This window comes from Brachyspira hampsonii (assembly GCF_001746205.1).
Classification (GTDB): domain Bacteria; phylum Spirochaetota; class Brachyspiria; order Brachyspirales; family Brachyspiraceae; genus Brachyspira; species Brachyspira hampsonii_B.
In genome coordinates this window covers 43201-58982 of sequence record NZ_MDCO01000010.1, presented here as the reverse complement: position 1 = coordinate 58982, position 15782 = coordinate 43201, and the positions used below count along the sequence as shown (strand labels likewise).

The 15782-nt window shown below is 28.9% G+C and carries 12 protein-coding genes; 2 read left to right on the top strand and 10 right to left on the bottom strand.

Annotation, left to right across the window (positions count from 1 at the left end; translation table 11 throughout):
* Positions 1–8: 8 nt before the first annotated feature.
* From BFL38_RS07880 to BFL38_RS07855, 6 genes are all read right to left on the bottom strand, one after another.
* Complete coding sequence (locus BFL38_RS07880) at positions 9–716, bottom strand: hypothetical protein (protein WP_069726541.1); 708 nt, start codon at positions 714–716, stop codon at positions 9–11.
* Between the two features lie 6 nt (positions 717–722).
* Positions 723–1799: a peptide chain release factor 1 gene (prfA, locus tag BFL38_RS07875; protein ID WP_069726540.1), complete on the bottom strand. Its 1077-nt coding sequence runs from the start codon at positions 1797–1799 to the stop codon at positions 723–725.
* 87 nt (positions 1800–1886) lie between these two features.
* Positions 1887–3506 (bottom strand): hypothetical protein, encoded by a 1620-nt coding sequence (locus BFL38_RS07870; RefSeq protein ID WP_069726539.1) that lies wholly within the window; start codon positions 3504–3506, stop codon positions 1887–1889.
* A 137-nt stretch (positions 3507–3643) separates the two neighbouring features.
* Positions 3644–4858: an FprA family A-type flavoprotein gene (locus BFL38_RS07865; RefSeq protein ID WP_069726538.1), complete on the bottom strand. Its 1215-nt coding sequence runs from the start codon at positions 4856–4858 to the stop codon at positions 3644–3646.
* Between the two features lie 38 nt (positions 4859–4896).
* Positions 4897–6816, bottom strand: coding sequence for an acyl-CoA dehydrogenase family protein (locus tag BFL38_RS15460; protein WP_083249407.1), 1920 nt, complete (start codon positions 6814–6816; stop codon positions 4897–4899).
* Between the two features lie 64 nt (positions 6817–6880).
* Positions 6881–8227 (bottom strand): butyryl-CoA:acetate CoA-transferase, encoded by a 1347-nt coding sequence (locus BFL38_RS07855; protein ID WP_069726537.1) that lies wholly within the window; start codon positions 8225–8227, stop codon positions 6881–6883.
* A 633-nt stretch (positions 8228–8860) separates the two neighbouring features.
* Between BFL38_RS07855 and BFL38_RS07850 the strand changes: the two genes are divergently transcribed.
* Entirely contained in the window at positions 8861–10471 is a 1611-nt protein-coding gene (locus BFL38_RS07850) for a peptide ABC transporter substrate-binding protein (RefSeq protein ID WP_083249406.1), read from the top strand.
* 92 nt (positions 10472–10563) lie between these two features.
* Positions 10564–12150, top strand: coding sequence for a peptide ABC transporter substrate-binding protein (locus tag BFL38_RS07845; protein WP_069726536.1), 1587 nt, complete (start codon positions 10564–10566; stop codon positions 12148–12150).
* Positions 12151–12555: 405 nt separating this feature from the next.
* On the opposite strand, the gene BFL38_RS07840 is transcribed toward BFL38_RS07845, so the two are convergent.
* The 4 genes from BFL38_RS07840 to clpP all read right to left on the bottom strand — a co-directional run bounded on the left by BFL38_RS07840 (position 12556) and on the right by clpP (position 15760).
* Positions 12556–13119, bottom strand: a complete 564-nt coding sequence (locus BFL38_RS07840; protein ID WP_069726535.1) for an energy-coupling factor transporter transmembrane component T family protein — start codon at positions 13117–13119, stop codon at positions 12556–12558.
* Complete coding sequence (gene efp / locus BFL38_RS07835; RefSeq protein ID WP_008723578.1) at positions 13119–13682, bottom strand: elongation factor P; 564 nt, start codon at positions 13680–13682, stop codon at positions 13119–13121. Before efp ends, BFL38_RS07840 begins: the two co-directional genes overlap by 1 nt.
* Before the next feature lie 62 nt (positions 13683–13744).
* A complete protein-coding gene (clpX, locus tag BFL38_RS07830) occupies positions 13745–14986 on the bottom strand; it encodes an ATP-dependent Clp protease ATP-binding subunit ClpX (protein ID WP_069726534.1) in 1242 nt (413 codons plus the stop codon).
* A 192-nt stretch (positions 14987–15178) separates the two neighbouring features.
* Complete coding sequence (gene clpP, locus BFL38_RS07825) at positions 15179–15760, bottom strand: ATP-dependent Clp endopeptidase proteolytic subunit ClpP (protein ID WP_008729298.1); 582 nt, start codon at positions 15758–15760, stop codon at positions 15179–15181.
* Positions 15761–15782 lie beyond the last annotated feature (22 nt).

Here is a 15782-nt window from a genome sequence, read left to right as displayed (position 1 = left end):
AAAATTAATTAAATATAATCCATAATATTATCAGGACTTCTTGATATCAAACCGCATACCTGGCATATATACAAACTTTTTTCTGAATTATCATCATAATCAGCAATATCAATATCCCTCAAATTATTAATATCATTATTTATTATTTCAGCAAAATTAGAACATCCGCAATAGGAACATCTGTAAATTAAATCCTCTGCTATATCATCTATATATATTCTTTCATAGCGATTATATTTTGATGAAAATTTTATTCTGTTATTTATATATCTATGAGGAAAAATTGCTATATATTCATCTAAAGTAATTTTTTTCAAAGAATTAGATTTTATATAATATATTTCATTTTTTCCTATCATTAAAGCATTAAACTGATTCATAGAAATATTATGCAAATTAATCAAATCATTGAATATTTCATCAGTAAGTTTATAATTGTCTAAAGTTATATATTCAGGATAATCGCTTACAATAAGTTTTAATTCTTCTCTGTTTTCTTTAAAATATCCAAATTCGCCGAATAAATATTTATCATCTTTATGATAAGCAAATAATCCAATCAAAGAATCATAAGTTTCATAAGAATCATTTCCGCTATAAGAATAATCAGCATACAAAACATTATCAAAACTTTTTATATATCTAATAACAGGATCATCATCATATAATTTATGAATAATCTTTTCTTCGCCTAATATATTTTCTATATCTTTCATAAAATATTAATCAGAATATGAAGCAAGCATATCCTCTTGTTCCTTTTTAAATAAAGCATCTGTTATCTCTGTAATTTCTCCGTCCATAAATCTATCTAATTTATACAAAGTAACATTTATTCTATGATCTGTAACTCTATTCTGAGGGAAATTATAAGTTCTTATTCTTTCGCTTCTGTCCCCCGAACCAATCTGCTCTCTTCTTTCTTTAGCTTCTTTGGCCTTTCTCTCAGTTTCTTCTTTCTCATATATTCTAGCACGAAGAACTTTTAATGCTTTTGCCTTATTCTTATGCTGGCTCTTTTCATCTTGACACTGTACAACCAATCCCGTAGGCAAATGTGTAATTCTAACAGCACTATCAGTAGTATTAACAGACTGTCCTCCTGGTCCGCTTGAACGAAATATATCAACTCTTATATCCTCATCTTTTATTACAACATCACTTTCCATAGCTTCAGGCATAACTGCAACAGTAGAAGCAGAAGTATGTATTCTTCCTCCGGACTCTGTAGCAGGTATTCTCTGTACACGATGAGTTCCGCTTTCAAATTTTAATGTTCTGTAAGCATCTTTTCCGGATACTGAAAATATAACCTCTTTATATCCGCCAAGCTCTGTAGGACTAGTATCTATTATTTCCATTTTTAAATTAGTTCTCTCTATAAAACGAGTATACATTCTAAATAAATCGCCCACAAACAATGCCGATTCATCTCCTCCCGTACCAACTCTAATTTCAACTATAATATTTTTACCGTCATTTTTATCCTTAGGAAGCAGAAGAAGTCTAAGTCCATTAATTATATCTTCTTTCTTTTTATTAAGTTCTTCTATCTCTAATAATGCCATGTCTTTAAGTTCTTTGTCAGTATCAGGATTATTAATCATTTCATTAGATTCTTCAATTTCTTTTAATACCACTTTTAATTTTTTATATTCTTCTACAATATCTTCAATTTCTGATTTTTTTTTCATCAAATCCTGTATAACTCTATTATCTTTTATATTAGCATCATTAAGTTTCTGTACTATATCTTCATAAGTTTTTTCTACTAATGACAATTTATCAATTATTGACATAAAATAAATTTCACTCCAAAAAATAAGTATAATTATATACAAATAATGATATTTATCAACTATTATATAATTTTTGATAATTATTAATTATTTACTTACGCTATTAAAATTAGCTTCAAAATCTATATTAATATGTGTATAATTAGAATTAATAGAAGACCCAACTATAATACTGTTAGGATAGCTCCAAGTTCTTAACGGTATATTAAAATATTTTAATATATCCTGAGATTTTGAAAGCTGTATTGTAAATATATAATCAGGATTAATATTTTTTGATATTTGCTCTTTTATATAAGTATCTAAAGATTCCCCATCATAAACACTGTCTATAATAGTTTCTATAGCCTTTTCATTCTCACTGACAAAATATATTTTATCTATAAAAGTATAATAAAACATATTTCCATTATTTAAATCATAAGAATATATATAATGATTATTGTAATTTCTTTCTTTTTTGATAAGATTATCATATTTTTCTAATAGTGCTATTTCCAATTTAGGAAGCAAATCAATATCATTTTCTATATTAAAAATAATCACAGGATAAATTAATTCAGATCTTTTTGATTCTATGTATGCCGCAGCCATTTCTCCATACAAATCATTTATAATGCTTCCAAATGAGTAAACATCATTCATCTTTGTAAATAAATCATATAATTCAGAATAAAGCTTATTATTATGATTCATTTTTAAATCATTATATATTATAGGATAAAGTCCTGCTAAATATGACTTTAATGCTAAATACATAACAGTTTTTTCTTTAGGCAAATAATTCTGTATATCTATTTCACCTTCTAAACCATAAAGTGAATATCTTTCAGATCCTCCGTATTCATAATCAACAAAAATATCAATTAATCCGTTATCATCATTTATTTTAGCATTTCCATATATGATATATGCATTATTAAAATATCTTAATGGTGTAAATAATAAAGAACCTTCGCAATTATTATAATCAAAAAGCTGTTTATTAACATAAAAAGAAATATCAGATTCATATTTATTTTCAACATTGTTAAGCAATCTTATTTCATTAATACTTTCAGCATCAGAATTTAGAAAATCAATTAATTTTTTTATATGATTATAGTTTTTAGTAACTATTAAAAGTCCCTTATGAAAATGAAAAAATAAATAAGGACTTCCATTATCTAAAGCATATATTCTTTTTCCATTATAATTAATTTTTTTTACTTCATAATCAATATTATCTATAGTTAAACTCTCAGAATTAAAAAAAGAGCTTAGTATAAAAGAATTTAATCTTCCTATATCAAATAGGTAAAAAATTTCTGCATTATCCAAATTTCCATTATACCCCCAAAAAAGTAAAGCAGCATTTCTTTTTAATATAGGTTTAGAAGCCATTTTAACAAAAAAATTATCATTTGTTCTTAGTCTATCTGCAAATGCATCTGCCTTTCTAAGCAAAATAGAAAAGTCATACATAGATTCATCATGAGATATTCTATAAGCATATATAGAATCAGAAAATTTAAGTAAACTTTTATCAAGACTTTTAACACTTACATAGGCAATATTATCTTTAGGTATTTTGACCTCAGACATATCTTTTTTATGAAGCCCATAAGGAAAATATCCAAATATAATAAATAAAGAAATTATTACTATTAAAATAATAGATAATATACAAAATAACTTAATCTGTCTTTGTCTTTTAATACTTACCATAAAAAATTATTTCCTTAACTATATTATCTATATTATTTTTATTTTCGTCAAAATTTAATAATGTTTTAATAAAAAACCGATTCAAGTTTATCACCTGAATCGGTCTTTATTATATAGCTTAATAAATAATTATGGTATTATTTATTAATAGATTCAACTAAAGCATCAACTAAAGCGTCCATTTCGCCTACATTAGCAGCTTTCATAGAAGAAGAAACAGAAACCTGAGCATCTAAAACTTCACATTGTTTCAAGTTAGCTTCAATGAACTCTTGCATCAAAGTACCAGATTTAGGAGCCCAAGAACCATTTTCTATGATAGCAAACTTACGTTTTTGAACATTAAGAGCTCTCATATCATCTAAATAGTTATGCATTGGAGGATAAATATTAAGGTTGTAAGTAACAGAAGCTAATACAATATGGCTTAATTTGAAAGTATCAGAAATCAAGTAAGAAACATGAGTGCTTGATACATCATGCATAGCTATATTAGTAACACCTTTTTCAGCTAATTTAGCAGCTAAAACGCCAACCATATTTTCAGTATTACCGTACATAGAAGCATATACAATTAATACACCTTTTTCTTCAGGTTCATAACTACTCCATTTGTTGTATTTGTCAAGGATATAACCTAAATTGCTTCTCCAAACAGGTCCATGTAAAGGACAGAACATTTTAATTTTATCAATAATTCCGCCAGCTTTTTTAAGTAAGTTTTGTACATGAGGACCATATTTACCAACGATATTAGTATAATATCTTCTAGCCTCATCTAACCAATCTCTATCAAAGTTAACTTCGTCATTGAAGAGTCTTCCGTCTAAAGCGATGAAAGTACCGAAAGCATCAGCAGAGAATAATACTCCATTAGTAGTATCAAAGCTAACCATAGCTTCAGGCCAGTGTACCATTTGAGCAGCAACGAAAAGTATTTCGTGTTTACCAAATTTTTGAGTATCGCCTTCTTTTACTTGGATTTTTTTATCGTCTGGGATAGTAAATCCGAACTGATCCATAAACATAAATGCTTTTTCAGTAGCAATAACTTTAGTTTCAGGGTGTCTTATTAAAACTTCGTCTATAGAAGCAGCGTGGTCTGGTTCCATGTGGTTAATAACCATATAGTCAAGTTTTTTACCATTTAAAACATATTCTAAGTTATCTAAGAATTGTCTGCAAACAGCCCAGTCAACTGTGTCAAAAAGAACTGTTTTTTCATCTAAAAGAACATAAGAGTTATAAGAAACACCTCTAGTTAAAGGGTGTACATTTTCAAATAGAGCCAAGCGATGTTCATTCGCTCCAACCCAATATAAATCTTCAGTAACTTTTCTAACGCAATGCATTATTTTCCTCCTCAAAAAAATTATTAATTAAATTTATTTTAAGCCTTAATGAAATTAGCTTTTTCTTCACTACATTCAGGACATACCCATTCATCTGGAAGAGCTGTAAAGTCTGTACCTGGAGCTATTTCAGATTCTGGATCACCAATGAATGGATTATACTCATAACCACAACCGCTGCATACATAGATTTTAGGTATTTCGATTGTTTTCTTAGGAGTAATTTTTTTCATTTTTTTGTATGGTACTTCTGCAGGTTTTTTAGCACCTGTATCAAGAGCTTTAGTAAGTAATGGAAGAATTTCTTTAACATCTCCAACTATACCATAGTCAGCATTTTTGAATATTTTAGCAGAAGCTTTCATATTGATAGCAACTATTATAGAAGCATTTTTAATACCTTTCAAGTGTTGGTTAGCACCAGAAATACCGCAAGCTATATATAAGTTACCATTGAATTTTTGACCTGACATACCAACATATCTGATGATAGGTAAGTATTTCAATTCTTCAGCAACAGGACGAGAACAACCTATAGCAGCACCAGCAGCTTTAGCTAAGTCCTCAACTAGTTTCATATTTCCTTTATCACCAATACCTTTACCAGCAGAAACAACTCTTTCAGCATTAATAATAGGTGTATTAATATCAATACCTACAGAGAAGTCAATTCCGTCTTTTTTAAGTGCAGCTACTAAAGCATCAACTTTTTCTTGAGCTGAACCTTCTTTGAAGATAATATTTCTTCTTTCACCAGTGATAGGACCTTTTTTAGCCATAGGACCAGCAACAGCAACAGGAGATTTAGGCATTTTACCAAGTATAGAAGCAGAAATAACAACTTTTTGAATTTCACTTGTACCTTCATAAATAGTACAAATTTTAGCATCACGATAAGCTCTTTCTACTATATAAGCACCTTTGATATAACCATTACCGCCATGGATTTGAAGTGCTTGGTTTACAACTTCCAAACCTATTTCAGAAGCATATAATTTAGCCATAGCAGATTCAGTACCATAAGGTTCATGTCTGTCTTTCATAGCAGCAGCACTGTAGATAAGAAGTCTAGCAGCACGCAATTTAGTAGCCATATCAGCAAGTTTGAAGCCGATAGCTTGTTGTTGAGCTATAGGGCGTCCGAACTGTATTCTTTCTTTAGAATAAGCAACAGCAGCTTCATAAGCTCCTTGAGCAATACCTAATGCTTGAGCAGCAATACCAATACGACCGCCGTCAAGAGTCTGCATAGCAATTTTGAATCCTTGTCCTTCTTTACCAAGCAAGTTTTCTTTAGGAACTTTAACATTATCGAAAAGCAACTGAGCTGTAGCAGAAGCGCGTATACCTAATTTGTCATATTTTTCACCGAATTCAAAACCTTCCCAACCTCTTTCAACTATGAAAGCACTGATACCTTTAGTTCCGATACCAGGAGTAGTAACTGCAAATACTACATAAGTTTCAGCTTCTATAGAGTTAGTAATGAATATTTTTTCACCATTTAATATATAGTGATCACCTTTTAATTCTGCAGTAGTTTCTGTACCGCCTGCATCAGATCCAGCTTCAGGTTCAGTTAAACCGAAAGCACCTAATTTTTTACCTTCTGCAAGAGGAACTAAATATTTTTTCTTTTGTTCTTCAGTACCGAAAGCATAGATAGGATAAGAACCTAAAGAACAGTGTGCGGATAAAATTACACCCATACTTCCATCTACTCTTGAAAGTTCTTCTACAGCTATAGCATAAGCGATATTATCAAATCCTGCTCCGCCGTATTTTGTTTCAAAAGGCAAACCCATTATATCTAGTTTAGCTTTACCTAATTGTTTTACAGCCTCTATTGGGAATTTACCTGTTTGATCGTGCTCATGAGCTATTGGAGTTACAACTTCTTCAGCCCATGCTCTAATTTTGGCACGAAGTTCTTCATGCTTTTCTGTTGTTTTAAACATTTGCTTCTCCTTATAACAATATTATTTAATTAATAGTATATAAAATGATAATCAATTTTCAAATTTATTTATTGCTTTTTCTCCAAATTTTAGCTTTTTCTGCTTCTTTAATTAATCCGTCTCTCAAATCTGGGTGTGCTATTGATATTAAAGCTTCAGCTCTTTGCCAAGTAGTTAAACCTTTCAAGTTTACTTTACCATATTCTGTTACTACATAATGAGTATTAGCTCTTGTATCTGTTATAACAGTACCATTAGTAAAGCTTGGAACTATTCTTGATTTTAATTGTCCGTCTTTTCCTGTAACTGTTGAAGATAAGCAGATAAAGCTTTTTCCGCCTTTAGATAGATAAGCACCTAATACGAAGTCTAATTGTCCGCCTGCTCCGCTTATGTGTTTGAAGCCTGTTGATTCAGCACTTACTTGTCCGAATAAGTCTATTTCTACAGCATTGTTTATTGACATAAAGTTATCTATAGAAGATATTACTCTTACATCATTAGTATAATCTACAGGAGCTGATAAACATTCTGGATTATTATGTATATAATCATAAAGTTTTTTAGTACCGGCACCGAATGCATAAGTTTGTCTGCCTTTATCTATATTCTTTTTAGAACCTGTGATTTTTCCAGCTAAAGATATATCTACGAAAGCATCAACATACATTTCTGTATGAACTCCTAAATCTTTTAAGTCTGATTCTGCTATTAAAGAACCTACAGCATTAGGCATACCGCCTATACCTAATTGTAAGCAAGCACCATTTGGTATTTCTTCTACTATGAGTTTAGCAACTGTTTTATCTACTTCTGTAGCTCCGCCTGCTGGCATTTCTTTTATAGGAGGATTGCTGCCTTCTACTATCATATCTACTTGATTGATATGTACTGCTTCTCCGCCTATATTAGCAGCTCCTAAACATCTTGGCATATTTTTATTAACTTCTACTATAACACATTTACATCTTTCTATCATAGCCTGCATATGAGAAGCATTAGGACCAAAATTGAAATATCCGTTTTCATCCATTTCTGATACTTGGAACATTGCTACATCTATTCCTCTTGGTAAATCTCTATAGTATCTTGGCATTTCTGAATAACGAATAGGATCATAAAAACAGAAACCCCTGTCTACTGCTTTTCTTTCTAAACCTGCCATATGCCATGAATTCCATGTAATATGTTTTTCTGGATTTTCTATCTTGAAAATCTCAGGTTCCCACATCAATATACCGCCTCTAAAATTAAGATCTGTTAATTCAGGTAATCTTTTTGCTAGGGCTTTGTCCAAATCTATGGCTGTAGCAACTACCCAACCATAATCAATCCAATCTCCTGATTTAACTACTTTTACTGCTTCATCAGCTGTTGTTAATTTTTGCTTGTATAATGCTTTAAAATCCATAAAAAACTCCCCACTTAATATTTTTGAATAAAATTTAATTGTTATTTTAATAAACTCTAGTATAGTAAAATAAAATTCAATTGTCAAATAAATTTTCATTTCTAGACGTTTTTTTTAATTAATTTTTATTTAATATTTAGACTTTTTAAGTATATATTAATAAATACTATTTATTGTGAATAAAGATATATTATATACATAAATGTTACTTATAAATATAATTTAAACACAAATAAAGTTACATACTACTAAACTATGCACTTATTTTTATTTTACAATATATTTAAATACTAATTTCAAAAAACATAATACATCAAAACATAATCAATATATACTTGATATTGGTATAATAATAAAAAGTATACTGAAAAATTTATATTTAATCAAATTTTTATTTATAAAAAAAATATTCTCTATTAAAAATTTTATAATTACATATTAATTTCATAAATATGATACATTAAGACATAATGAACAATATCAATAACTTATATATTATATAAAGATAAATAAAAATTTATATAATCTTAATTCAAATAATATATGCATTTATTAAAATCATAACTATATTGACTTTATATAAAAAAAATATAATATTATAAATATATTAGTTCTTTTCTTAGGGGGGTATCTGTGTACATAAAAAAAATTTTATTTATTTTTATATCGCTGATAATATTTTCCTGTAATAAAAATTATATAACAAATTCAAGTAAAGATATAATTATTAATATGGGAAGTGCACCTGTAAGTATTGATCCTACACTAAACTCTATAGGAGTAGTTGCTGCTTACATACTGCATTCTTTTGAGGGACTCACAAAAATTGATAAAAACAATGATATAAAGCCGGGAATGGCTGAAAAATGGGATATTTCTGAAGATGGAACTACATATACTTTTTATTTGAGAACTAATGCCAAATGGTCTGATAGGAAACCGGTTACAGCTAGGGATTTTGAATACGGATGGAAAAGAGCTTTAGATAAAACTTTAAATGCTCCATACGCATATATGCTTGAAATAATAAAAAATGCTAAAAATATAAATCTTGGAGTTATGGATATTACAAATTTAGCAATAGAAGTTGTAAATGATAATACATTAAAAGTGGTATTGGAAACTCCGTCTTTATATTTTACTGATTTTTTAGCATCTTCTACTGTATTTCTGCCATTGAGAGAGGATATAATAGAAAAATATGGAAGTGAATGGACTTTAAAACCAGAAAACTATATATGCAATGGGCAGTACATACTTAAAGATAGAATAGAAAATGAAAAAATAATATTTGAAAAAAATCCTTTTTATTATGATCAAAATGAAATAGTTGCTGAAAGGCTCACTTTTATATCTAGTGCTGATGTATTTGATATGATAGAAAAAATTGATAAAAATGAAGTACATTTCTCATCTTTAGAACCTTCATCTAGAGAAATAGAGTATCTTAAAGAAAAAGGACTTATTAGAGCAAACAATGCTATAGGAACAATTTATTTAGAATTAAATATAACTAATGGGGCTTTAAATGATAAAAGAGTAAGACAGGCTTTATCACTTGCTATAGATAGAAAATATATAGTTAATAATATAATAAAAGGATCTCAGACTCCTGCTGGTGCTTTTGTACCGCCTGCTATAAAGGGATTAAATAATTATTTTAGAGAAGAATCATCAAACTTTATAGATATTGATAACTATGATAAAAACATAATAAAAGCAAAAGAATTAATGAAAGAGTCAGGATATCCTGATGGAAAAAACTACCCCATTTTAGAACTTAAAGTATCTCCGGGATTATTTCATAAAGTAGGAGAAGCTATACAAAAAATGTGGAAAGAAAATCTCAATATTGATGTCAAACTTTTAGAAGAGGAATTTCCTATTACTTTATTATCTCTTACAAAAAAAAGATATCAAATTGCAAGAATGGGATGGACAGGGGATTATTATGATCCGATGACTATGCTTGATATTATGGTTAGTTATGGAGGGGTTAATCATTCAGGTTTTTCTAATGCAAAATATGATGAACTAATAATGGAAGCTAAGACAATATATACAAATAACAGTTTCAGAATAGATAATATGAAGCAGGCTGAGGCTATATTGTTAGATGAAATGCCAATTATACCTCTTTATTACAGAGCTGATTCTTTCATAGTATCAACTAATTTAAAAGGGCTTGTTTTAAATCCATTTGGAAAACACAGATTCAACTACTGCTATATAGATAATAAATAATATATTATTTAAGTTAATAATATTTCTATAAAAATTTGTACTTTTTATAATTTCATACTAAAATATAACATACTTATAAAAGGATGAATACAATGAAAAAAATTTTAATCTCAATAGTTATTTTATCATTTTTTATATTTTCATGCTCATCTAAAGAAGCTAAAGATGATTCAATAGCTATCTCCTTAGGAGGAGAAGTTGCTACTATAGATCCTCATCTTAATACTGCAAGTGCAGGTACTGTTTATATAAGACATTTTTTTGAAGGGCTTATGAAAAAAGATAAAGAGGGAAAATTAGTTGGGGGAATGGCTGAAAAATATGAAATGAGTGAAGATGGAATTACATATACATTCTATTTAAGAACCAATGCAAAATGGTCTGACGGAGTACCTGTTACCGCTGATGATTTTGTATATAGCTATAGAAGATTTGTTGATCCTAATACTGCTGCTCCTTATGCTTCACTTATGGCACCTATAAAAAATGCTTTAAAAATATCAAGCAGTGATACTAATGTTGAAGAATTAGGAATAAAAAAGATTAATGATTATACTATAGAAATAACATTAGAAAATCCTACTGCATACTTTTTAGAACTTGCTGATATGTTTGTACCTGTTAGAAAAGACATTATAGAAAAATATGGTGATGATTGGGTTTCTAACCCTGAAAGCTATATCGGCAACGGACCTTATAAAATGACTGAAAGAATAAGAGACGACAAAATAGTTATGGAAATTAATACTAACTATTATGATAAAGATTCAATAGTCGCCAAAAAAATTACTGTATCAATGATATCAGATAAAAATACTGCATTGGCTGCTTTAAGAAACGGGCAAATACATTTTTCTACTTTAGTACCTGCTCAGGAAGTTGAGAATCTGCAAAAAGAAGGATTAATTGTGATGAATCAGGCGTATGGTACTGTATTCTTTGAAATGAATCTTACAAATGAAGCATTAAAAGATTCCAGAGTGAGAAGAGCTTTAGCTCTTGCTATTGACAGAAACTATATAGTAGATTCAATAAATAAATCCGGTCAGAAACCTGCTGGTGCTTTTGTTCCTCCTTTAATCAGTGATTATGAAGGTGAATTCAGAGCTAAAGGGGGAGATTATATAAGCGTACAAAGCAATGATTATCAGAAAAATATAGAAGAAGCTAAAAGATTGATGGCTAAAGCAGGATATACTAATGGGGAGAATTATCCTGTTTTAGAAGTTTTAGTATCAAATGACGGAAATGTTGTTATGGTTGAAGCTATACAGCAAATGTGGAAGAATATTGGTGTTGATGCTGTTATAGTACCTAGAGAATGGTCTGTTATACTTCAGAGTTTCAGAGATTTAAGTTATCAAATGGTGCTTAGCGGCTGGACAGGTGATTATAATGATCCTATGACTATGCTGGAATTATATTTAAGTTATGCTCCAAGTAATCCTGGATATAATAATCCTGAATATGACAGACTTATAGAAAGCTCTAAACATATAGTTAATCCAGAAGAAAGAATGAAAGTTCTTCATGATGCTGAAAAAATACTTATGTATGATATGCCTATAATACCTATACATTATAGAGCAAATGCTTTAATGGTTTCAAAACAGCTTAAAGATTATAAATTAGATCCTTTAGCTAAATATAGATTCCATTACTCTTATTTAGAAAAGTAATTTGAAAATAAAAAATTAAATTAAATAAAAAGGAAGTCGGTTTTACTGATTTCCTTTTTTATTAAAATCAATTACATACCCCGCCCTTTAAATTTATTGCTAACACTGTATTTTAATAGTTTTGATAAGATATACGGCTAAAAAAGAAAAAGCATGCCCCACCCTAGTTGTTATTAGGTTTATTGTATTCTTTACCGCACGGTTAGGAAAATTTAAAATATAATAAAAATTGTATTTATAATTAATTTAAAAACTTTAGATTCACTAACCGTGCGTTTGAGAAATAAAAAATTTAAACTCCGCTTGGGTGGGATACTATAATGTCTGAATTAAACAATGAAAAATAATAAAATTCTTACAAAAAATAAAGCAGTAAATATAGAGGGCGGGCAAATTAGAATAAATTTATTTTTTTAAATTTCTGTAGTGATAAATTAGCATATCATAAGGATAAAGTTTAAAAGAATCATTATAAACATTCTCAAGTAAATTTTTTATTAAATTAAACTTATCTTTAAAAGTTTTATTTTTATCCCTTATTTTAGCAAATTCTGCAAAAAACGATTTTCTTACTATTTGCATAAAAATACTTATTCTTATCATCTCGTCAAAAATGTATCCTCCAGGAACTTTTAACTTTTTTATGATAATAAAGAAAATTGATAATAAATAAAGAACAGAAGCTATTCTAATAAAATATATAATAGTAAAATCAGCACCCACTTTATCTATATAAAAACCAAATAAATTATAATACTCTCCTCTTGAGTTTAAAGCCTGAATTAGAAATATAGCTAGAAAATATGGTATTAAATACAATAGCTTTTTTATAGTCATAAAAATAGATTTAGTAAATATTATATGAAGTATAAAAAAAGCTATTGCAATATATATCAAATAATTAACTTTAATAAAAAATATAGTTATTAACAAAAATAAAGCTGAGATGATATATAATATATAAAGCATTATTTATTTACACGCTCAACATAGCTGTCATCTCTAGTATCAACTTTAATTTTATCTCCGATATTAATGAATAAAGGCACATTAACCTCTATGCCTGTTTCAAGTTTAGCAGGCTTCAAAGTAGAACCTGTAGTATCGCCTTTAAAACCAGGCTCTGTATAAGTAACCTCTAATATTACATGAATAGGGAAACGAACAGCTGTAACTTCATCATTAATGTATTGTAAATCAACTTCGCTGCTGTCTAATAAATAATATTTGCTGTCGCCCAAAATATCAGCACTTACATGAACCTGCTCATAATTATCTAATATCATAAACACATAGCTATCACCCTCTTCATAAAGATATTGGGCTTTTTTATATGATAAATCAGCTTCTTCAACACTTTCAGTAGAAGAAAAAGTTTTTTCTATCATATTTCCTTTAAGCATATTTTTTAATTTTGTTTTTACATTTGCTTTTCTCTGCTGTGCTCTGTGAAAATGTGCATCTACAACTAAATAAGTTTCTCCGTCTAAAATTATAGCATCACCTTTTCTTAAATCATTTACTGGTAACATTAAAACTCCCTAAAAAATTATTTTGTTATTTTTTTATTTATAATATAATTAAATACATAAAATTATTCGCTTATGGCAATAGCCCCCAATCTGCTTTCAACATATTCTTTATCAAGCTCAAAGACTTGTTTTTCTTTACTATCATTAGGCATATCGTACATAGCATCAAGCATAACCCGCTCAAATAAAGCTCTTAAACCTCTTGCTCCTGTATGCTCTTCCATAGTTTTTTTCACTATTGATTTTAATGCCTCATCATCTATTTTTAATTCTATATTATCATAAGAAAATAATTTCTGATACTGTTTAGTCAAAGCATTTTTAGGCTCTTTTAATATTTTCATAAGTTCTTCCTCTTTAAGCTCTTCCAAAGTAGCTATGACAGGAAGCCTTCCTATAAGCTCAGGTATAAGTCCATATTTAACTAAATCTTCTGTAGAAATATTTTTCATTATCTCATCATAATTAAGATTATCTATAGAATTAACCTCAGCTGCAAAACCCAAACCTTTTTTAGAAGTTCTCTCAGCAATAGATTTTTCTATATCAATGAAAGCCCCTCCGCATATAAAAAGTATATTAGAAGTATCTATATGCAGATTATCCTGATGCGGATGTTTTCTTCCGCCATGAGGAGGAACAGTAGCAACAGTACCTTCCACAATTTTTAATAATGCCTGCTGTACGCCTTCGCCTGATACATCTCTTGTAATAGAACGGGATTCACTTTTACGGGAAATTTTATCTATCTCGTCAATGTATATTATTCCTTTTTCAGCTAATTTTATATCGCCGTCAGCATTCTGTATAAGTCTGAGTAAAATATTTTCAACATCATCACCCACATATCCAGCCTCTGTTACAGTAGTAGCATCAGCAATGGCAAAAGGCACATTCAGAGCCTTAGCTAAAGTACGGGCAAGTAATGTTTTACCGCTTCCTGTAGGACCTATCAAAAGTACATTAGACTTCTCTATCTCAACATCGTTTTTATCTTCAGTATTCTGTGTTATTCTCTTATAATGATTATAAACAGCAACAGACAAAACTTTTTTAGCATAATCCTGTCCTACAACATATTCATCTAGTAAAGATTTTATCTGCTTCGGAGGAAGTATTTTTATATCATAATCTTTTTCTTTAGATTTTTTCTTTTGAACATTCATGTTAAAATAATCATTTGCTATAGCAGAACAATCAGAACATAAATATCCTTCATTGCCTTCAATATATCGGCTTAATTCTTTTAATTCTCTTCCGCATAGAGAACAAACTTCTTTTTTATCATTATTCTTTTTAGACATATCTCTCCAATACAACCATATTATTTTTTATAAAAATAATTTAAATTTAATTAACATATTCTATATTATAATAGAACTATTGCAATAAAAAATTAAAATAAAAAATTAAAATAAAAAATTACAATAAAAAAATTAAAAGCTAATAAACTTAATAAAAAGATTATTAGCTTTTATATTTTAATACTAAAAAAATTATTCTCTGCTGGAAAAAACCTTATCTATAATTCCATACTCTTTAGCTTCATCAGCACTCATAAAATAATCTCTATCCATATCAGCTTCAAGTTTTTTAATATCCTGACCTGTATGATTAGCCATAATATTATTAAGTATGCTTTTCAAACGAATAGTTTCTTTAAGCTGTATTTCCATATCGGTAACCATACCTCTGGAGCCTCCTGAAGGCTGGTGTATCATTATTCTTGAGTTTGCAGTTGCAAATCTTTTACCTTTAGCTCCTCCGGCAAGAAGCAAAGCACCTGCTGAAGCAGCCTGTCCAACACATAAAGTAGCAACATCCGGCTTAACATACTGCATAGTATCATACATACCCAAAGCAGCAGTAACAACTCCTCCCGGACTATTTATATATAGTGAAATATCTTTTTCAGGATCAGCTGATTCCAAAAATAAAAGCTGTGCTATAACTACATTAGCAACATCATCATTAATCTCACCGCCCAAAAATATAATTCTGTCTTTTAAAAGTCTGGAATATATATCGTAGGAACGCTCTCCTCTGCTTGTTTGCTCTATTACATAAGGTATAGTCATATAATTCTTCTCCATTCTATAT

What these genes read in the sequence shown, in the direction of transcription:
- BFL38_RS15460 (WP_083249407.1), bottom strand. Translation starts at nt 6,816, where the DNA reads ATGTTTAAAACAACAGAAAAGCATGAAGAACTTCGTGCCAAAATTAGA.
- BFL38_RS07865 (WP_069726538.1), bottom strand. Translation starts at nt 4,858, where the DNA reads ATGCATTGCGTTAGAAAAGTTACTGAAGATTTATATTGGGTTGGAGCG.
- clpP (WP_008729298.1), bottom strand. Translation starts at nt 15,760, where the DNA reads ATGACTATACCTTATGTAATAGAGCAAACAAGCAGAGGAGAGCGTTCC.
- BFL38_RS07855 (WP_069726537.1), bottom strand. Translation starts at nt 8,227, where the DNA reads ATGGATTTTAAAGCATTATACAAGCAAAAATTAACAACAGCTGATGAA.
- clpX (WP_069726534.1), bottom strand. Translation starts at nt 14,986, where the DNA reads ATGTCTAAAAAGAATAATGATAAAAAAGAAGTTTGTTCTCTATGCGGA.
- BFL38_RS07845 (WP_069726536.1), top strand. Translation starts at nt 10,564, where the DNA reads ATGAAAAAAATTTTAATCTCAATAGTTATTTTATCATTTTTTATATTT.
- BFL38_RS07840 (WP_069726535.1), bottom strand. Translation starts at nt 13,119, where the DNA reads ATGCTTTATATATTATATATCATCTCAGCTTTATTTTTGTTAATAACT.
- prfA (WP_069726540.1), bottom strand. Translation starts at nt 1,799, where the DNA reads ATGTCAATAATTGATAAATTGTCATTAGTAGAAAAAACTTATGAAGAT.
- efp (WP_008723578.1), bottom strand. Translation starts at nt 13,682, where the DNA reads ATGTTACCAGTAAATGATTTAAGAAAAGGTGATGCTATAATTTTAGAC.
- BFL38_RS07870 (WP_069726539.1), bottom strand. Translation starts at nt 3,506, where the DNA reads ATGGTAAGTATTAAAAGACAAAGACAGATTAAGTTATTTTGTATATTA.
- BFL38_RS07880 (WP_069726541.1), bottom strand. Translation starts at nt 716, where the DNA reads ATGAAAGATATAGAAAATATATTAGGCGAAGAAAAGATTATTCATAAA.